Source organism: Cohnella sp. GCM10012308, assembly GCF_042649185.1.
Taxonomy (GTDB): domain Bacteria; phylum Bacillota; class Bacilli; order Paenibacillales; family Paenibacillaceae; genus Cohnella.
On sequence record NZ_JBHRYU010000020.1, the window covers coordinates 61,996 to 84,569 of the forward strand.

At 57.6% G+C, this 22,574-nt stretch carries 4 protein-coding genes; all 4 read left to right on the top strand.

Annotated elements, in window-relative coordinates; genetic code table 11:
- Window positions 1-138: 138 nt before the first annotated feature.
- The 4 genes from ACFOTD_RS20680 (at window position 139) to ACFOTD_RS20695 (ending at window position 22,514) form a co-directional block, all read left to right on the top strand.
- Window positions 139-5,505, top strand: a complete 5,367-nt coding sequence (locus ACFOTD_RS20680) for a hypothetical protein (RefSeq protein ID WP_378121829.1) — start codon at window positions 139-141, stop codon at window positions 5,503-5,505.
- Between the two features lie 112 nt (window positions 5,506-5,617).
- Window positions 5,618-13,255: an S-layer homology domain-containing protein gene (locus tag ACFOTD_RS20685; protein WP_378121830.1), complete on the top strand. Its 7,638-nt coding sequence runs from the start codon at window positions 5,618-5,620 to the stop codon at window positions 13,253-13,255.
- Window positions 13,256-13,281: 26 nt separating this feature from the next.
- On the top strand, window positions 13,282-21,762 hold the full coding sequence (locus ACFOTD_RS20690; RefSeq protein WP_378121831.1) for an S-layer homology domain-containing protein: 8,481 nt from the start codon (window positions 13,282-13,284) through the stop codon (window positions 21,760-21,762).
- 62 nt (window positions 21,763-21,824) lie between these two features.
- Complete coding sequence (locus tag ACFOTD_RS20695) at window positions 21,825-22,514, top strand: S1C family serine protease (protein ID WP_378121832.1); 690 nt, start codon at window positions 21,825-21,827, stop codon at window positions 22,512-22,514.
- Window positions 22,515-22,574 lie beyond the last annotated feature (60 nt).

The window sequence follows — 22,574 nt, forward strand, 5'->3', positions numbered from 1 at the left end:
GCTAGTTTTCGACAGCGTCAGCTGAGAATGACGTCCGAACCCTGCGATCGAGGCGACTAGCGCCCGGGCGGCAGGTAAGGCGGACGATTTTATATTAGAAAAGCTTACATTCAAACAGAACAAAGGCGGGGGATCGCGTTGCGAAAAGGCAGCTATGCGAAACGAATTACAGCGGTCGGTCTGGTGATCTGCTTGTTGCTGTCGTTGGTTCCGAGTACCTTAAACGGAAAGGCGACGGCGGCAACGCAGGATCTTGAAGTGATGTTCAGCACAGGGGCGCATGTCGGCAATATGACCTATAATGCGGACAATACGTTCCTGAACTTCTTCAACAACACGGTTCCTGGTTTTTATACGACAAGAAAAGACAGCAACGCTACCGTCGACTGGGCGGGCGGGAATGTATACGCCGGTACGGACGACGAGGATTCCTATGTCACCCTCCAGGTCAAGGTTGCGGAAAATCCGATTTTGCGCGAGATGGCGCTCGGCGGGCAGGCGGAAATGATCGCTGGTTTTGCCGTTCTGAGGCGGCATAGCGGGTTCATCTGGACCCGTATTTCTACGATCAACATCTTCCTCGACGGTCAGAATATTATGAGCTACAGAACCAGCGGCAGCCAGGTATACAATAAAGAAGTTACGAAAACCATCAAGCCTACTTCGATTATCGAAATCAGAATTTACGGCGAGGGCGAAGACGACGGGGAAGGAGCAGGCGTACGCGGCTTCTATCTGAAGTTCCAGGACAAGAACCGCCCCGTCATTGACAGTTATACGTTTACAGGCAATGGCAATCAACGGCTGAACCCGAATATTAATCAGCAAGAGCTTTACGCCAAAGAAAATGAAAATATCACGCTAACTTACAACTTCAGCGAGCCGATCAGACCTACGGCGCTGACCACTTCCAACAGCGATTTCTTTCTCCGGCATCCGCTGTTCGTCAATCCGGCCGGTACGGGTCTTCCGGCCAACGGTCAACAGCAGTACATGGAAAATACTACCTACAGTAACTCCAACCTGAAAACCTACTTTAGCAACTTGACCTACAACTATACCGGCGTCCGCTACCATAACAGCGGCAATCTGCCGCTCGAGCCGCTTATTACCGGCACGACGCCCGGCAATGCGCCAATCGATCAAACGCTGCAAGAGAAGATGAACGCGGCCGTATTCGCAGACGGCGCAGGCAACGTGCTGCAGCCTAACCTGGCATCCGTCAAGGCGGGAAGCGGCAGCCTGTCCTACTTACTGGAAAACGGCGGCAAGATTGGCAATCCGTTCGATTACAAGAACAAGGGCTTCCGCGTCATCGTCGATGCCGTACGACCGAAGTACACCAAGACAGGTAACGGCATTCAACCGGAGATTTTAACAGGCGTCACCCTTAACAGAGGGGATATCATCGATTTTAACGTGCAGCTGACGGAAGAAGGCATCGGTAACAAAGCTTTAATTGAAGGGAAAACGTTTCTCTACTTTAACAACGGTATGAGGGCGTACTATCTCAAAGGCAGCAGCAGCAAAAATCTGATTTTCAGAGCGACTGTCGATGACGGTGTGCAGTTGGAGACGCCGCTGCTCAAAGTCATCGCGTTGACGAACGACGGCAAGGGAGACAACTCCGACAAGGACGTAATTTCCGACTATGCCGGCAATCTGTTGTTCCAGCCCGCTAATTTCGACGGCGTGCACGAAGACGGCGACAAGTCGCTGGTCAACTCCAAGATTGACTGGGCGAACTTATCGATTGACAACACCAAGCCGCTGATCAATTATCACTTCGATCTTGGTGGTGCGGATAACTTGACTTACAAAAAGGTCGGCAAAATCACGATCGACGCCAACGATCCGGCAATCAAGGTACCGGCGCTCGACCCGGATGTCGCCGAACGCGGCGTAGCCCATCCGAGCAAAGGCATCTACCGACCGACCAATATGACCGGCGAAGCCTCGCCTGCAGTCGGTTTGGTTTACTACTGGTGGAGCAAGAGTTCGACGGATCCGTTCGCGGCCCAGGTGGGAGACAATTACGCTGCCTTGAAGCGTTATGCGCTGTCGGCGAAGCAGCCGTCCGAGGAGCTGTACCCAACCGGTTTTGAAGGCGTTAAGCTCGCGGTTGCCAACAACAAGACGAATCTGATCACGCCGCCTGCCGAGGCGTATCTGCCGGAGAACAGCGGCGAGTGGTACCTGCATACGTGGACTGCGGATATGACCTGGGATTCTGCCCGGGAGCTGATGCAGTACGACAAAATGAAGGAATACGTACGGACGCACGAGGAGCAGTATGCAGCCTGGATCGCGGAAGCGCCGGGTTCCGAAGCCGACAAGACTTTTTATGCCGACAACAAGGCGCTCGTCGCGGTCGGACAGTATGGAGATCTGAGCGTATGGAGTCTGGACGACTTCAAGCATGACGACTCCAACTGGACGCACAGCGTCGGCGTGCTGAAGCTGGATAATCAGGGTCCGACTTCGGTAGCCGACAATGTCTACGGAAGCAACACGGGCGATGTTCAGGTAAGCGCGCTTGTGCTTGACCCGCACAGCGGCGTCGACAAGGTCGATTATCAATGGGTAAAGGACGGCGAATCGCCGTCGGATATCAACTGGGTTCCGACCGTCGTAGACAACGGCAAGGTGAAAGAGTCGACGCTGAACGAAGTGTTCGAGTACGGAACCTTCTGGCTCTATCTTAGAATGACAGACCTTGCCGGCAATGAGTCCGTGCAAAAGGTAGACTTGCCGGCCGTTGTCGGATCGGGCACTTCGCTTCCGGGCACTTTCTCGCCCGAAGCGGACAGCAATTATGTGAAGAGTCAAAAAGTGACCTTCACGATAAACGGCACCGAGCCGGATTATGTCGGGTATGCCATCAGTTCGAGCTCGATTCATCCGGGGGATGATGCATTTGCGGTGCTGACGGCCGAGCCGACACCAACACCGTCGGATACACCAACGGATACACCAACGGATACACCAACGGACACACCGTCGGATACACCGTCGGATACACCAACGGACACGCCGACGGACACGCCGACGGACACACCGTCAGATACGCCAACGCCTACACCGGAGGTATCCCTGTCCTATGTGATTCCGGAGGACACGTCGCACAGCGGCATTCAGTACGTCCATGTGCTGGTGAAGAAGGACGGCCAAAGCTATTACTACGCGAAGGCCTATTACTGGGATAACTCGCCGTCGGAGATTACGTTCAGCAAGAACGGCGTGCCTTATCCGCTGGACGTTCAGGAGACGACGGTTAGCATCAACGAGCTTTACAGCAAGAAAAACATGATCTCGAAGTACCAATGGGTACGGGTCGACGAAGGCATCCCCGAGATTGCGCCTGCAGAGGCATCTGAGGGATGGACGGAGCTGCCGCAAGGCGGATCGGTCTCCATCAAAGGCAAGGACGTACTCCCTGCCGGGGAGATCGCGAACTTCCGCCTGTACGTGCGGAATACTGACGGCGCGGGCAATACCTCGATCGTCGGAACCTCCGATCTGTTCAAGGTCACGCATACCGGGGACGAGACGGTGCCCCCTGCGGATACCGAGTCCGACTTGATCTATCTGTACGGCGACGCGAAGGACGGCTACACAGCCATCCTCAAGCTGAATCTGGATACGGAAAACAAGGCGGGCTATGAATACTCCGTCTCGCCGGACCAAGGCGAGAGCTGGACCAGATGGAAGCCGTATACGAATTTTGTCTCGCTGCCTGTACCGAGCGGAGATCCGTCCAAGCTTCAGGTCATGGTCAAGTACCGGACGCCGGGCGGCGCGATCAGCGAGGCGTTCCCGCTTGACAGCTCGAACGCGTCGCTCGACGAGAAGCCGATCTATGCGCTGGCCGCGGTCAGCGGCACGAGCATGGTGCTTCCGAGCGTCGGCGCGAACATCGACATTCAAGTGCCGGCCGGCCTAAAGGTCGTTCCTGCGGCGGTGAATCCGGCGAAGCTCGTGCGTACCGGCAATTCGTTTAACGTGCCTGAGAACGGCTACTATGCTTTTGAAGTAATCGATCTGAACGATCCTAGCCGGAAAGACGATTTGTATATCGTGGTCAAAAACGTGGACGGTACGGCGCCGATCGGATCTATTGAATTCGGGGGAACGGCGCCGACCAACGCCAACGTCGTAGCCAAGCTGTCGGCTTCGGAGCCGATCATCGTGACGAATAACGGCGGCAGCAACGTCTATACGTTTAAGGAAAACGGTTCTTTCACCTTTGAATTCAGGGATCAAGCGGGCAATACGGCTACCGCAACGGCAACCGTAGGCAATATCCGCAAGAGTGCCCCGAGCGTCAAGATCGTGCGTTCCTACGCGAACGGCAACAAGACGTTCCCGACGATCACGGACGGCGGCGGGAACGTACTCTACACTGCGGGCCTGGCGTTGGAAGTCCAAAGCGGAGACAGCCCGGCCAAGCCGATCTTCGTCACCGACGGCAGCAATCCGAGAACGGTGAGCGATAACGGCATCGTATCCTTCACGGTTGCGGACGAATACGGCAACACGACGATCGTTAAGGAGACGGTGGACAACCTGGTCACTTCCGGCCCGACGGCCGAGAAGATCGAGTATACCTTCGTGGACAGCGAGGGCAAGGAAGTGGCGGAAGACAAGATCGTCACGATCGGCGGCAAGAAGTATGCGAGCGGCAAGATCAAGGTGACGATCACGGGCAAGAATCCGGCGGCTAACGCAGTCTTCTCCGGTACGGCACCTGCGGTGGACGAAACGACCGGCGCTTACCTTAACAAGATCAGCGATGCTACCGGCAAGTTCACCTATTCGCGTGTCTACGAGACCAATGGCGCTACCCAAGTAGGCCTGGCCGACCTGCTCGGCCATATGACCCGCGTGCCGGTGACGATTCAAGGCATCGACAGCACCGGACCGGCGCTGACGCTGAACCAGACATCCGTAGGCATCGTGCAGAACAAGGCGGACTTCGACTTTGCCAAGGATCTGGGCGGCTACACCGTTAGCGACAACGTATCTGCCGTAGGCAAGATCAAGGTGTCCGTCAGCGGGTTGGATCTGACCAAGCTGGGCCGCCAGCAAGTGACATATACGGCCGTGGACGAAGTCGGCAACAAGACGGTTGCGACGCAGAGCGTCGTTGTCGTCAAAAACGGCGGACTGCTCATCTTCGGCAACAACACCCTGATCTCGGCCAATTCCGGAGAGACGGCGCTGTTCGATACGAATAAGCTGACCTTCCGCATCTCGGGCTACAACCTGATTAAGGTAGGCGGCAAGGACCTGACCAACGAATGGGCGACCTACGATCTGTATTATCAGCCGGGTCTGTACCGCGAAGGTCAAATGAAGGCGATCGCCACTAAGGTCACCTACGATGAACTGGTGAAGGGCGAGTTCAAGGTTACTTTCCCGAAAGCAGGCTGGTATACCGTCATCGTCAGAACGCAGGAGCGGGATCGCGAATTCGCATCCTTCTTCATCGGCAGCACGAACTAATACGCGCTAATACGCACTAAAGGCCGCACTGTAGAAACGAGCGAAGAGACCGGATCCCGGGCATAAACGGGCGACGGCTCTTCGCCGCAGCGGCGGTAAAGAGGGGCTAATTATGATCGGGGGGAAGCAAGTGAAGCTTTGGCAGAGAACGACAGCCGCTTTGCTCTCATTCATATTAATATTTTTATCTTCGTCAGAAATTTTGCGGTCGCTCGCCGAGACCCTGAACAGCACCAATTCGGTCGCGATTCAGAACGACTTTATCAAGGTCACCGTCGACAAAAACAGCGGACGCTACGGTATCCGTACGGTAGAAGGCCAACCGATTCGCAAAAAGGACCAGAACGTCAACCTGCTGTACGGCGGCGACGAGCCTGAAACCTCGTTTACGACGTTCAGAATCGACGGCACGGACTTTATTTTCGGCAATCGCTACAAACTGGACGACGGTACGCAATCCTCGGTCGTTCCGGCCAAAGTGGTCGACAATCCGAATGGAACGCAGCAGATCGAGACGGTCTGGAGCATCAAGAACGTGCAGATCAAGCAGATTCTGATGCTGTACAGAGACAGCTCCGACAAGATCAACTCCGGCAATATCAATATCCGTTATGAAGTGAACAATCTCGGCAACGCCACGGTCGCCGTGGGCAGCCGTATTTTACTGGATACGATGGTTGGATCCAACGACGGTCCCGCGTTCCAGATCGGCACGGCCTACAAGGCTCCGCTGTCGGTCGAGCGCAAGCTTGTTCACGATCCGGAGGCTATCGGCATTCCAAAGGCAGACGTCGCGTTCTACAAGCTGCCTGCCTACTGGGTCATGCGCGACAAGCTCGACTTCGAAAATCCGCTCGCGACGAACGTCGTCGCTTACGGCTTCAACAACTATGCCGAGCAGAACATCAACATCGTCGACGAGATGATCGTCGGACACTGGGCCGGCATGGCCAATACGAAGTGGGATTACACCCCGAACCCTAACCTCGACTTTACCCGGGATACCAACGATTACGGTTCTTCCGACTCCGCCGTGGCTTACTACTGGAATCCGGACAAGATTGCCGCCAAGGGCTTCCAGTCGTTTGAAACGGTATACGGCCTTGGCGAGCTGACGCAACCGGACCATGTTTTCTCCATCCGCTACCTGGATCCGATCCAGACGCTGGCAACCTTGCCGGACGACAGCGATTATGTGAACGAAGGCATCTTCGATATCACGGCGGAAGTAGAAAATCTCGCGCAGTACAATATGGAGCAATCCAAAATCGATCTGGAGCTGACGCTGCAGAGCGGATTGAGCTTCGTTAAGCTGGACAATCAGGGCAATATCGTCCGCGATTCCTCCGGCAAAGCGCTAACGGAAACCTTCCAAAGCAAAATACTCGAGTATAAAAAGGAAGCAACACCCGCCGAGGCCGAGCTCGGCATTCAGCCGAAGTACAAGCCGGGCGACACCGTCACCGTTTCGTTCAAGGTCAAGGCTAAAGGCAGGGCATGGCCGACGACCCGGGAGTACATGCTGACGGCCAAAAGTCCAGAGACAGTGGCTAAACTGGACGGCGTGACCGACGAGGGCATCAAAGCCCAATACGAGTCGAGCAAGGCGAACTTCATCTTGCTGCCCGCCGTCGGCGAAGCGCTGCCGACTTATGTGTACGGCGTATCGCCGAAGGAACTGTACAGCACCGATACGAAGTACGTAACCGTCAATCTGTCCAATATCGAAGCCTATAACACCGGCGACGCGAACACCGCGCCGAACTTCGATCTCTATTTCCGCAACAAAGTGACCGGAGATCGTTACAAGGTGCCGGTGCAGAGCTCCGTGCTGCTCCAGCCGACCGACGACGGCGCCTCCGGCGACATGCGCATCACTTACAACACCGGCGATCGAGTAGATGCTAACGGCAACGTGCTGGCATCCGATACCGGCCCAGAAATGCCGCTCGGCGAATACGAGATCCAGATCGATTATAAGGGCGATACGGGCGGAGACGAAGAAGAAGCGTCCCTGTACGACATCACCGCTCCCCAGACGATCATGATGACCGACAACGACGAGACCCGGGTGCGCGAAGCGCACATTCTGGCCGTCTACAAGCAGGCCTTCGACCTGAAGGGCGCTTCGATCGGTCAGACGATGGAGGATATGGACGAGCTGAACGGGATGTTTGCAACCGCTCCGTTCGCCAACAAGGATCAGCTCAAGAGCACGATCGACAACTTCAAATCGGCTAAAAAAGCGATCGGCATCGCGAGCAAGACGGTCGATCCGACCTTCAAGCTCGATGCGTTCCTCGAGGACGACAGTCTGGAAGCCGTTCCGATCTACAGCTACAAGACATTCAGCTCCGAAGCCGAGCTGCAGGAATTCCAAAAGGATGACAAGAGCCGTTCCGTTCTGGTCGTCATTAAAGGCATGATCAAGACGGTGGGCAAAGGCAAGGATGCCCAGGTTATCGTCGATACCAAGACCGAGCCCGCTATCATTAATGATGCGGTTGCCTATAAGGGCAAGGACCTCGTCATCGTCCGTGGCCAGCTGGACGTATTCGGCGTTCAGAAGCTCGTACCGGGCTTCGCCAACAATCCGTTGTTCGCCTCGACGTTCGTCAAGGGCGACGGTACGCTGAGCGTGGCCGGCAGCGGATTCGTGTTCCACAGCGGCGAATGGACGCTGGACTTTTTCAACGGCTTCAACAAGCGGCTGGGCAGCGGCCCGCTGTCTCCTGCAGAGCAGGCGGACAACGACGACAATCCGGAAGACACATCGCTTAACGGAAGCCTGAAGTGGGCGTCGGGCCTCATCGGAGACCGGCTCAATCCGCTCCGTCAACTGATGGTGTCGAACGTTTACTTCAATCGGCAATCGCTGTTCTCGGTGCCGTCGTTCAACATTTCCGGTTTCGGATTATCTTTCAATGACTTCATTTTGAGAGAAGGCGGCATCTCTTTTGGCGGCATGATCTCGATGAAGATCATCGACGCGGAGATCAACAACGTTATTTTTAATAACAAGGGCTTCGTAGGCATTGACGCAGCGCTGAAGTTCGGTCTGAACAAGAACCTCGGCTTGTTCGGTCCGATGGACGGCGAAGACAAAAAGAGCGAAGGACCGAGCGGGGAAATCTTTATTTCCCATTATGTTCAGCAGATCAACGGCGAATACAAGGCAAGCAAGTACGGCATGAAATTCGAGGCCGATCTGAAGGGCATGATGAGCGTACAGATCGAGCTGGCGTTTAAAAAGGTGCAGGACGGCCGCATTCTGCCGGATGTCATCGGCTTCGGCGCAGGGCTTCCAAAGCCGGGCATTCTGATTACCGGCGCGACCTACCTCACCGATATCCGCGGCGCGGTTCGCGAGCTGGCGGATACGATCGCGGGCACGAGCAGCGATCCGTTCCCGCTCGTCGTGCAGGCGGGCGTGGGCATGCGCTTCGGCATCGCGCCGGCGTACTTCTTCGGCCAGGCCGACCTGACCGTGAAGCGGACCGGTCTTAAGATCGAGGGTAAGCTGGACTTCTCGACGGATCCGGACGGAGACGACACGCTTCCGATGCTGACCAAGGCGCTGTTGGAAGCGCAATGGGTAACGCCGTGGTTCGTGCGCATCCAGACGGAAGTCGACATCGGCGGCTGGGACGTTATCGTCGGCAAAGCCGGCGTTTTCGTCGGGCAAAACCTGGAGAAAAACCGGATCGATTTTGAAGGCTATATCGGTTCCAGGCTGCAAATCCCGAACAGCGTACCGGTTGTCGGGGGCATGCCGCTCGCCAGCGTGTTCTTCGGCGTCAACAACGACAAAATCTGGGGCAGCGTAGGCATTCTGCTCATCACGCTCGGCGTGACTTACTATTGGGGCGGCGGCGTTGAATTCGGCACCTCCAGCGAGGAACTGCCGGACGGCCTGATTCATATGGTCGTGAACGATCCCGAAACGGGACCGCGCATGCTGGTCATCGGCCAAGGCGTCGAAACGGTCGCTACTTCGTGGAAGGACACGGAGCAAGGCAGCCAAGAGATCGTTTATCGCGACGTAGCCAAGGGCGTGCAACTGCTGGAGAGCGACGCGATGAATCTTGGCGTCGGCGGCATCGTGACCAAGAACAATGGCCGCGAGCATTCGATTCCAATGAATGACATCTCGGGCAACGCCATCATCGAAGTCGATTACGACTACAAGACGCTGCCTAAGCTCGTTCTGAAGGATGCGAGCAAGAAGGATTATCCGATCGTATTCGACAACTCGAATACCAATCCGAAGGCCAACGCCTTTTCGCAGATCATTCTCGCGAACGACGAAGGCAACACGGACAAGGTCGATATCCGCAAAGCGTATATCATCGTACCGGAGGCGGAAGCCAAGAAGGGCGGCACTTGGACGCTGACGGCTGAATCGGGCGTCGATACCAAGCTGCTGAACGTACCGGTACTGCCGCAGCTGAACCAGGTTAACCTGGCGGCGAGCGGCACCGATCCGAACAAGTTCACTGCGACATGGAACGCATCGAACGCGAAGGCAGGCGATACGGTCAACCTGTATCTGACGCAGGATGCGGTTGGCAGCGGCACGGTCAAGCTCGACGACGGCACTTCGGTACTGGCCGCCGGCGATCCGGGTCTACTGATTGCTAAGGACCTGCCGGCAACCGCAGGCACCGCAACCATCGACGTCACCAAGGTGTCGCTGGTAGGCGGCACCGAGGACATCCGAGGCCTGCTGCGCCAAGGCGATTACTATCTGCGCGCAGAGCTGAAGGCCTCCGCTGCCTTCGGAACGAAGACCTCGGCTCAGAAGTTCACGATCGTCGACCCGCTGGCGCCGCAGAAGGTCAGCGACGTGAAGATCGAATCGGCGGGCAACGGCTACTTCTCCTTGTCGTTCAAGCCGGGCGCCGTCAAGCCGGGTCAGGAAAACATTCCGCGCAACTACGTCATCGAGGCGCAGAGCGACCAGACCGGCAGCCTGAAGTCGTACGACAACTACGGCGAAGTGCTGATGACGGAAGAGGAACTGCAGCCGTATTGGAACGCTTCGACCGGCCGTTATGAGGGCGTTCCGGTCGGCGGATGGACGGCGAGCACGACTTCCGACGCCGTCGATCAAGACAGCCTGCAAGGTACGGCTCAGGCGGACGCGGCGGACGCGAAGTACATCGGCCTTCAAGTCGGCAAGAAATACGTCATCGGCGTATCTGCCGCCAACAAGCCGGCCGCGACGCTGGACAAAAACGAGAACTATCATTATGCCGACCGCATCGACAGCGGCCTTACGCTGCTGCCGGTCCCCGTGAAGCCGGGGCTGACCGTCTCCTCGGATCAAGGTACGGTGAGCACGACTGCCGACACGGGCACATCGCCTAATCTGATTACGAACGAGACGACGCAGAGCATCAAGCTCGTATCTAACCAGCAAAACGTAAAAGTCGAGGCCAAGTATGCCGGCGAAACAGTGGGTTCAGTTTCCTTGACGAACGGAACCTCGGGCAGCAGCGGCACGCTGAAGCTGAGCAACTTTACGGTTGACGGCCCTTATGCGATCGAGCTGACGGCGACGAACACGAAGACGAAGGACGTCTCCGTTACGATGCTGTATCTGACCGTCGATACGATCGCTCCGACGCTCTATATCGATGAGCCGACGACTGGCGCCAGAACGCAAATGGGCCAGATCGGCGGCAAGTCTGCGAACTTGATTCATGTCGCAGGCACGACGAGCGTAGGCACGAAGCTGACCGTGGGAGGTACCGTTATTCCTGTAGCGGATGACGGCAAGTTCGATGGCGATGTGGCAATTTCGGGCAGCGACCCAACCGTGGACTTGCAGCTGATTGCTACGGATGCAGCCGGTAACGAGAACTCGGCAACGGTCAGCATCACGAACGACAGCTTTGAGACGCCGGCTGCGCTGGTGCTGAAGGAACTGCCGGCGTTGACGCCTGGAGAGAGCAAGACGATCCAAGCGTATCTGAAGGTCGTTAACGGGAAAGACGCGCAGGGCAAGGTGACCTTTAAAGAGGTGCCGATCTCTGCGGAAGATATCAAAGCCAAGCTTAGCTACACGCTGTTGATGGGCGATGCCGTCGACCTCACCGTGGACGCGAACAGCCCGGCCAAGGGAACCGTTACCGGCCTGACCGAAGGCGCCGGCTTGATCGAAGCGACTTACAAGATTTCCGACGACGTCTCGCTGACCGCCATGGTCGCCGCTCAAGTTAAAATTCCGGAGCCGACGGCGTTGGGAAGTTTGTCTGCTAGCATTCGTGTCTTGAATGAGAAAGCTGCCTTGGCGCAGGTAACAATCGACAATGCTGGCGATATGACTGGCCAACAGCTCGCTTACAAGATATTCCCGGACACAGGAGCTGTACTGCCGACATTCAAGCAAGATTTGTCCGATTGGAGCATCTTCCCTACCGACGGATTGGTTACCGCTACTTCGCGCGATATTATCGTGGTAGCGAAACGGACTTCCACAGGCAAGCTGGCTATGGCTGTCAGTGGAAAGCTGCAATATAAAGGCGCTATTGACGTCGGAGGCGGCGCTGGCGGAGGCGGAGGCGGTGGTGGCTCGACCGCTCCTTCGGGAGAAGCGCCGACCTTCACGCTAAACGGCAAGGAAGTCAAGAGCGAATTGGGTATTGACGGCATTGCCAAGGTCACGCTGACGACAGAAGACACCGTGGCGGCAGGCCAAGGCGACCTGACTCTGAGCGTGAAGGAAGGCAGTGCGTTGGGCTATGAATTCCATATCGCCTCTGCCGCAGTCCGTCAGCTCGCGGATGCCGGCAAGAAGCTGATCGTACAGCTGCCTACCGGCAAGCTGACACTGACCAAGGATCAACTTTCCGGCGTCAAGGGCGATCTTACCCTCACGGCAGCGGCTAACGCCGAAGGCGATATCGCGGCCATGCAGACGATTGCAGCCGGACAAAAGGTTACGATGCTCGGTTCCGGTTCCGGCCTTACGTTTAAGGCCAATCTGGCTGAGAGCGGCTGGATGAACGGCGTCATCACCGAACTGAACGTACCGGATGGCGTAAAGGCGGACGAAGTGACCGCTATCGTACTGAAGGATGCGAATGGCAATTGGACCACCGTTCCATGGAGCAAGACGAAGGACGGCTTCCGGATCAAATTGACCGGAGAAGGCAGCTTGTTCCTCATCAGCAGCGCAAAGAGCTTTGCGGATGTAAAGGACAGCTATTGGGGCCGTCAATCGATTCAAGAGGCCGCAGCCAAGATGTTCGTCCAGGGCAAGAGCGATCAGCAATTCGATCCGGAAAGCAAGATCACCCGGGCTGAATATCCGACGCTGCTCCTCCGCGTGGCCGGTCTCATGAATCAAAACGCATCCTCCAGCTTTAGCGACGTATCGGCTGAGAGCTGGTACGCGCGCAGCGTGGCGATCGCGTCCAAGCTTGGCTTGGCGAACGGACTTGCCGGCGGCGTATTCAAACCGCAAGAGACCTTATCGCGGGTTCAAGCGATGACGATGGCTGGCCGTCTGCTTACGCTGACGGGCAATGTGGAGCCGCTAAGCGCTGCAGAGATCGATAATCTGCTCGCAGGCTTCAAAGACCGTGCTTCGATTCCGGCATGGGCGAGTGAGCAGGTAGCGCTTAGCATCAAATACGGTATTATCCAGGGCGAGAATCTGTATATCCGTCCTGAAGATGCATTAACCCGGTCACAGGCTGCAGCGATTGCAATGAGACTGGACCGGTTGATCGCCGGCGAATAAGACAGATTCCTTAAGGCGGTGTGAAGATGGCATTTAAGCTTAAATCCGTCGTCGGGACAATCCTGGCGACGGTGCTGACGGGGAGCCTGGCTCTGTCCTTCGGGCCAAAGGCTATGGCGGATCCGCAGACGTGGGATTCCGTGGCACAGACGAACTGGTACAATCCCATTTATTCAACGTTCAATATCAATACGCCCGAAATGCTGGCCGGCGTAGCGAAGCTTGTCAGCGAAGATCCGGACGGCAAGGTGAACGGCTTTAAGGACAAGATTCTTGAGGTCGCCGGCGATATGGACCTCTCTAGCTACGAGTGGCTGCCGATCGGTAACAAAGAACATCCTTTCAAAGGAACGATGATCGCGCAAAACGGCGCCAGATTCACGATCTCGGGGATGAAGATTCCGGACAACCTCAGTTATCGCGGGTTGATCGGATATATGGAGGCCGGCACGCTCGGCGGCTTCACCTTTGCCGACAACGGCCGGATCAGCGTCGCCGATTCCGCGTACGAAGTGTACGCGGGGTCTGCGGTCGGCAAGATGACGGGCAGCAGCCTCGTCTACAACATCACCAACAATATCGAGATCAGCGTGACCGACGCGACATACAACGTGTATGCCGGCGGTATCGTGGGTATGGGCGAGGGCACCATCGCTAACGTTGTAAATACCAAAACGGTAACAACGAACGGCACCTCGTACGCCGGCGGCATCGCCGGCTACGGCGGCGCTCACGGATTAAGGATCAAGCAAGCCGAGAACCAAAAGGATATAACCGTAAACGGCAAGGGCGGAAAAGTCGGTGTGGGCGGTATTGTCGGCTATGTCGAGGGCCTCCTTGAACTCGAGGATCAAGATACGCCGATCGTCAACAAGGGCAATATCAGCGCGACCGGCGCGACAGTCAGCTACGCCGGCGGGATCGCCGGCCGGGTTGGCGGGCGGATCTCGATTTCCAGCCTGACAAAGAACGAAGGAACCATTACCGTGGATACCCCCGGAGGAACAGGTTCTTATGCGGGCGGCTTTGTCGGCGCCGCAGAAGCCCCTGCTACGGACCGGTCCGTGCTCCGCGGCAGCTTCGAAAACAAAGGCACGATCCACAATAGCGGTGGCACTGGCGTTTATACCGGCGGCGTTGCCGGTTATTTCGGAGACAACTACAGCTGGTCGGGATCGTTCCTGAATAAAGTCAACATTCAAGCAATCGGCACGGATAAGGTCTATACGGGCGGCTTCGCCGGCTATTCTGTCGGCGGCACGATCATGAATGTATCGTTTAATGCCGACATTGTCGCTAACGGCGCCAATGCCTACACCGGCGGCATCGTCGGCTACGCCAAGGGCGGCGGCGTCGGCGACGCGAACGGGGATGGCAGCGGCCATTACACCCAAGTCGCTGTGGGCGGCAGCGCAAGCAAGTATGCGACGCTCGATGCCGACGGTACGATCGGCGGTATCGGGGGATATATTGAGGGCGCAGTCAACCGGGTGTCCGTCAAGTATATCTCCATTAAAACGCATACGGTCGGCAGCGCCGTCGGCGGCGTCGGCGGCAGCATGCAGGGCAGCGTCTATGGTGCAGAGGTAGGCGCAGCGGATTACAACGGTTATGACAGCGTCAAGCTGGAGGCCGTCACCGGTTTGTCCAGCGGCGCCGATAGCTGGACAGTCGGCGGTATCGCCGGCCTCAACGAGAAGCCGCTGACCATTACGGGCAGCAAGGTCACGCGGGTCGGCATTGCCGCAGGCGCCGGCAAGAGTCTCTACACGGCAGGCGGCATCGCAGGGAGTCTGACAGCCGAAGCCAGCGTAGGTACGACGGAAGCGCCGGTGATCGTGCAGGATTTCCTGATTGATGCCGGCGCGACGGACAGCAGCTTCGGCGGCGCAGTCGGGGTCAATCGGGCACCGGTCATGGTTGTCGAGGTGAAACGCGTGCAGCTGAAATCCACCGGCGAGGATGTCCGCTTGGGCGGCGTATTCGGCGAAAATCATGGTGCGGTTGCGGGCAGCAAGGTAAACGACACTGTCATTACGGCCTCGGGCGCGCGCGGTTCGATCGGCGGCATCGCCGGCCTCAACCGCGGTTCTGTCAGCAACTCGACAGCAGAAGCGATCGAGATCAAAGCTTCGGGCGCCGATTCGTCGGCAGGCGGCATCGTAGGCCGCTCCGAAGGCCCGGACGGCGGGCGAGCCGGCCTGAACAACGTTAAGCTAATCGGCGGAGAGAAACCGACAGTCAGCGTGTTGGCGCCGAACATCAACGCAGGCGGCATCGTCGGATATGCGAAGAGCACCGATATCGTCAATCCGCAGGCAATGGCGGATGCGCCGAACTTTGTGGATCTTTCGCTTCAGGCGGCAAGTCCGACAGCAGGCGGCATCGCCGGCCGCATCATTGACGGCAGCATTGTCGGCGATGCAACGAACGTCAACGTAGACGATCTTCTGATCGGCACGGTCGCAGCTTCCACCAATCCGATCATCGGCGGCATCGCCGGTTATGCGGAAGCGACCCGCATCGAGAAGATCATGTCTGCGGGCATTAATTTGAACGTCAACAATCCGTCCACTGTGGTCGGCGGCATGGTCGGCTACAATCTAGCGACAGGCTCATTTATCGCGGACAGCTCGACGGAAGGTCTCAGCTTGAAGGTTAACGCTTCGGCTACGGGCACGACGGTCGGCGGTCTGGTCGGCGTCAATGCCGCCCGCGCAGGCGATCCGGTTATCAATCCCGGCAGCGCCGTCAGCACGCTCCGCAACAGCCGGGCGATCGGCACCGTGAACGTCACGGCTCCGTCGGCTTTGGTCGGCGGCATGGTCGGCGACAACGGCAGTCTGATCGCGAATAACAACGTAGCCGACAAGGTTCCGGTAATCTCGCGTGGCCGCGATGCCATCGTGGGCGGCCTGGCCGGCATTAACCGGGCGACAGGCACATTGTATTACACGTATTCCAACGCGAATTTGAACGTGGAAGGCGAGAACACGCTGGTTGGCGGCCTGGTCGGACAAAACGACGGCGCCGTCAAGAGTTCCTACGTGGATATCGAAGTCACGGGCAGAGCGACGGGCGCTTCTTCCGTCCCTGTCTATCTTGGCGGTCTGGTCGGACGCAACAGCGGCAGTATCGAGCTGTCCTACTTCTCCGGCATCGCTACGGCTAGCGGCAGCTATAGCGTCGTCGGAGGTCTGGTCGGCGACCAGGCATCGGGCACCGTCAAAAATGCTTATGCAGCAGGCGAAGTTTCCGCAACAAAGGATCATTCTTTTGTCGGCGGTCTGGCCGGTCGTATCGCAGACGGCAAGATCTCGTATACCTACTCCGCTGCAAAGGTGCTTGCTTCGGGCGGCGCGGCAGCCGGCGCCTACGCCGGTCGCTACGACAGCTCCGATCTCGAGCTTCTGTATAAGAACTATGTCGTCAAAGACGCATCCAACAACCTGAACGTCGGATTGTCCGATTTCGGCGCAGGCACCGTCGCGGCACTGGACGAGCCGCTGCGACTGGATACCGTGAGCGTCAGCACGCTGCGGGATCGGACCGTATTCCCAAGCCAATCCGGATGGGACTTTGTCCAGGCTTGGCGCTACGGCTCGCTCGACGCCCAGTACAAGTATCCGGAAGTTAACCGGATCGCCAATACGGGCGACGATACCAGCGGAGGCGTTAACGCCAACATCAACTGGTACATGAACGACAAGGGCGCGATCAACTTCCAGATTTCTACCGAAGCGGAGCTGGCCGGTCTGGCGGGCATCGTTAACGGCAGCATCGCCGGCGTCGATCGGTTCGACTTCAAGGATCGCAACATTCAGATCGTCGGACCGATTCACATCCAGTCCAGGCAATGGACGCCGATCGGCGACAAGCTGGAGAATCCGTTCCGCGGGCATTTGGACGGCGGAGACTACCTCATCGACGGCCTCAGCCTGCAACCTGCTCATGCGTATTCCGGCCTCTTCGGCGTCATCGCCGCGGAAGGCAAGGTAGAGAAGATCAAGCTTGAGCCGCTGGCCGTTGCCGGTCTTGAGTATACGGGCACGCTGGCAGGATTCAATGAAGGGACCGTAGACGGTATTGAAGTCCGGCTGCTTGGCGGAGCCAAGGTCAGCGGGCGCGTCGTCGGCGGGATACTAGGCAGCAATAAAGGTACGCTTGGCAACTTGAGCCTGATTGTGAACGACGGCGGCGTCGAAGCGGCATACAATAGCTCGGTCGTCGGCAGCTTCGTCGGGGACAATACGTACCCGATCGACGGGCAACTGTCGCTCACGTCAACCGCGGGTTCGATTGTAAGCTACACCGAAGACGCCATCGTCGGCGGTATCGTCGGCCGGCAATCCGGCGATATCCATGGATTTGAGCTCTCGATATCTCCGGACTTCCGGATTCTTTCCAACGCCGACCGCAATATCGTCGGCGGTGTCATCGGCAGCTACGAGTCCGGCGAGGCCAGCAACGTGAAGCTGCTGTTCGAAGGCGCTTCTCTGGAGGCAGGAGGACCGGAATCGGTCATCGGCGGCGTGGTCGGTCGCGCGGCGATCGGCACGGTTCTGTCCGACATCGACGTGAGCGACGAAGTTCCGGGCATTCACGTGCTGGGCAAAGGTATCGTGGGCGGTGTCGTCGGCATCAAAGAAGGCGCCGGTAATAATGCGTTCGAGATTCGCAACGTCACGATCGGCGATATCAATGTCGCCTCCTCGGGCGACAGCCTGAGCGCGCTTGTCGGCGGTTTGGCCGGCAAGACGGTAAATACGGCTATCAGCCATATCGATTCGTCGGCTACCGTACGCGGCGCGGGCGTGACCGTAACGGCCGGCGGTATTGTCGGCTCCGCCAAGGATTCGGTTCTCTACAAGACGAAGATGGCGGGCGACATCAGCGCTACGACGCGCAGCGGCGATACCGTCGTCGGCGGCATCGTCGGCGAGCTGTCCGCAACCGATCGGGATCGGGCGTTCGATTTTGGCCTGATGACCCCCTTGTACCCGGGGCTGTATCAGGCGGAAATGAAGGGCGGCTCGCAAACGGCAGGCAGCTTGAACTTCCAAGGCAAGCTGTATGCCGGCGGCATCGTCGGCAAGAACAGCAATGCTTCCATCTACTACGCGGACTCGCAAACCGATCTGTCCGTGAACGGCGGCGACACGATCGTGGCAGGCGGTCTTGCCGGTTATAGCGACGGCGTTATCGCAGCTTCGAAGACGAACAGCGGCGTTCGCGTGGCAAACGGCACGGCATATGATGCTGGCGGAGCTGTAGGCCAAGCAGCAGGCGGCGGAATCTACTATACGCAAGTGCTGTCTTCCGGCGGCAAGCAACTGGTCGTCGCGAGCGCGATCTCTGCGGTAGGCGAAACGCCATACACCCATGCCGGCGGTCTGGTCGGCAAGGCATCGGGCACGTCGATCCAGAACGCATCGACGGACTTGCCGGTGACACTTACGGAAGCCAACTCGTTTAATACGCCGATGGTCGGCGGATTCGCGGGACAGCTCACAGGTACCGGGCCCGATACAGCGCTGGTCCGCGACGTTTGGGCCAAGGGCGCAGTCACCGTTACCGCGAAGTCGGCTTCTTATGCTGGCGGCTTGGTCGGCTCGGTGGATCATTATCGCATTGAGCACGCATACGCCTCCGGCAACGTTCAGCACAGCGGTTTGGATCTGCGCACAGGCGGTCTGGCCGGATCCGTGGAAGCAACAGGTTCCATCGTTAATTCCTATGCGCTGCAGCAAAAAGTCGCGGCTTCCTCTACCAAGGCTGTCACTCGCGCGCATACCGGCGGCATCGCCGGCGCGAACGCCGGAACCCTGGAGGGTGTTTCTACCGACATTAAAGAAGTGAGCGCACCGACGACCGGCAGCGGCATTTACACGGGTACCATTGTCGGCAATCTCCTGACGGGAGGCGCGCTCTCGAATGCCGTTTACACGGGCGAGACGAATCCGGTCGGGCACGGCGGCACTTCGGGACAGGCGACGAAGGCAGATAAGATCGATGTTTATGCCAAGGGCGAATGGACCATCGACGTCGATACTGTGTTCCTGAGCGAACCGGATGCTGGCAACGTAGAGATCGCTACGGTTCCTCGCCTTCAAGGAACGGTATTGCTGAAGAACGCGACCGGCGCAGCTTACTATAAGCTCTTTAACCGGTCGGCAACCGAGGCGCCGAACCTGCCTAAGCTAACGCTGACGGCAGATTTAAACCTCGAAGGCATTCGCTTTGTGCCGTACGAGACGTTCACGGGCACGTTCGATGGCGGACAGCGCACACTGACTGCGCTTCTGCCCGTCAGCAGCGTGGCGGCAAGCTTCGCGTCGGCCAACAGCGGCGAGATCGTCGATATCATGTTCGATCGGCCGATCGTCTCCTCAACCGGCGACGCTGCGGTCGTTGCCGGCGTCAACGATACCGGGGCCATCATTCGGGGCGTTGCCGTACGCGACGCTGCAGTGACAGCCACGAATCGTGCCGGGGGCATCGCTTCCGTTAACCGCGGCTTAATCGAGAGTTCTTACAGCTCGGGCGCGATTCAGAGCACATCTCCGGAAGGCCGCGCTATTGCGGGCGGCATCGCCGCCGTTAATACGGCAGATGGCCGGGTACTGAAGTCGTTCTCAATGGCGGATGTCTCGGTTGAAGCCAAGGAAGCTCAGTCCGGCGGTATCGCAGGCAACAGCGCAGGCACTATCGAGGACGGTTACTCCGCAGGTCGAATCGTGGCCAAGGGGACTGTGCAAGCCTGGTCCGGCGGCATCGTCGGTCTGGCCGAAGGCGGTTCGATACTGCGCACGTTGAATTCCGGCGAAGTCGGGTCAGGCATCGGCGGTACGATCTTGCCGGGGCAATCCTACTTGGGCGGAATCGCCGGCCAGATCATCGACGGTACTTCGGTAACCGGATCGCGATACAACGCTCAGGCGCTCAAGCGCAATACGCCGTACTTCGATGCTTCCGGCAATCCTGCTGCGGGCAATATCTCGGGTGCAGTCGGCATGTCCGCCGCAAGTCTGACGGACGGCAAGCTGCCGGAGAGCTTCGATGCTAATGTATGGGCGGTTCGGGAAGGATTCTATCCAATCCTCTCCGGCTGGAGTGATACGGCCGATGGCTTGTTGGCGTCGGCAGCGATCATTCCTGGCGTGCAGGATACCTTGAACAAGCTCACCGGCAAGTTCGTCTTGTCACAGACCGAGACGAATTCACCGACTTGGACGGCGTTTACGCCTCCAGCAGCGCTGAGCCTTAGTCACGAAGAAGGCCAACTGAAAGGCAGCGTGCCGCAAGGCGAGAAGGTGAAGCTGAAAGTGACTTATGGTGACGCATTGCGTTATATCATTGTCGGTCCGTCGGACTTCAAGTTTGCGGAAAAAGCAGCTGTGCCGCAACCTCAATCGGACAGTCGCTCGTTTAACGGATCGACACAGGTCATTTTCCGCGTAATCGATCCAAGCGAGAAAATCTATTATACGCTGGATGGTTCGACGCCGAATCCGTTCACGTCGACCTTGTACACGGGCTCCGTGCTGCTGACAAGCACTACGACGTTGAAAGCGATCGCCGTCGCCGACGGCAAAGAAGACAGCGACTTGTTCAGCGACAGCTGGCTTGCCCAAGCTGCGCCTGCCGGCGGTGGTGGCGGATCCGCCCCAGTAACGCCGACCGAGCCCGTAACGGCAGCTATCGGCACCAAGACGCAGGATACGACGGGCACAGCTCCTGTCGTTGTCGCCAAGAACAGCAAACTGGAGCTGAACGCGCCGACCGGCCAAATAATCTATTACACGACGGACGGTACGACTCCGACGACGAACAGCACGCGTTACACGGGGCCGATCGTTCTTCGCTCCAGCATGACGGTCAAGTTCATGACCGACAAGGACAACAAAGTCGTCTCCATCGATTACAAGGTGGAAAATGCAAGCTACAGCCTGAAAGAAGACGCGAAAGATGTCAACTACATGAAGGCATATGCCGATAATACCTTTAAGCCGAGCCAGGCGATTACGCGTTACGAGCTTGTCGACGCGCTGTCGCCGCTGCTCGACAAAGAGGAAGTCAGCGTCGCCAACCTGTTCGATGACGTCAAATCGGATTCCGCAGATACGGTTGCCTTCTTCAACGCAGCAGGCATTATCGAAGGGTATCCGAGCGGCGGCTTCGCTGGAGATCGGGGACTGACCAGAGCGGAGTTCGCTGCGGTTCTGACGCGCGTACTTCATCTGGATCCGGCATCCGGCGGCACCGTCAAACAGAGCGATGTCAAAGGTCACTGGGCCGAGAGCTACATCGGCGCCTTGACCAAGGCAGGTTATATTAAGGGCTTCCCGGATGGCACCTTCCGTCCGGAGAGCAAGATCACGCGGGCAGAGGCGGTCGTGCTGATCAACCGGATCATCGGGATTAATACTGAAGCACTGCCCGTCCGGTTCAGCGATCTTCCTGCCACGCACTGGGCTTATCAAGACATCATGTCTGCCGTGCAATAACAGTCGTCCGAATGGCGGGGCTTATGCCCCGCCATTTTACACCTTAGACAGGAGGGACATTGGTGAGAGCACAAATAAGGTTTGCCGGTATGGTGCTTGCGCTCTTGGCAACTTTGATCTTAAGCGTAGGTACGGGGAGCGCGGCCAAGACGGATAGCATCGACGCCGTACAGAGCTACGATATGGCCATCACTGCTACGTTGTATTTGCGAGTATTGGACAGCGAGGGTACGCTTCAAGCGACAGGCTCGGGCGCGATCATCTCGGCCGGAGGCTCCGCACTTACCGCCTATCATGTCGTGAAGGGCGCTGCCCGCGTTGAAGCGCAGTTGAGCGACGGGCGGGTGCTTAGTCCGGTTAAAGTGGTCGGGTACGACGAGTTGACGGATGCCGCGGTGCTCGAGCTGCCAGATCCGAAGACGGCCAAGCTGACAAGCGGCGCATATCCTTACCTGACCGTAAGATCTGAGTCTTTGAAGTTTGGCGAGACGGTCTTTGCGATCGGTTATCCGCTGAAAAACACGCCGATTATCACGCAAGGCATTATCAACAATCCTGCGGCGAAAATCAACGGCCGCGATCGCATTCTGACCTCCTCGCAGATCGTCAGCGGGATGTCCGGCGGACCTTTGCTAGACGATGCCGGTAGATTGGTAGGGACGATCTCGGGCTCGCTTCGGACGATGGACAATATTCATCTCGTTATCGATACGAATGACATTCGCAAGATTTTGCCGAGCAAGCTGAAATAATTCATTTTAAACCTTCCATAACGGATGTAGACGTCCTCCTTCGGGAGGATTTTTTTATTT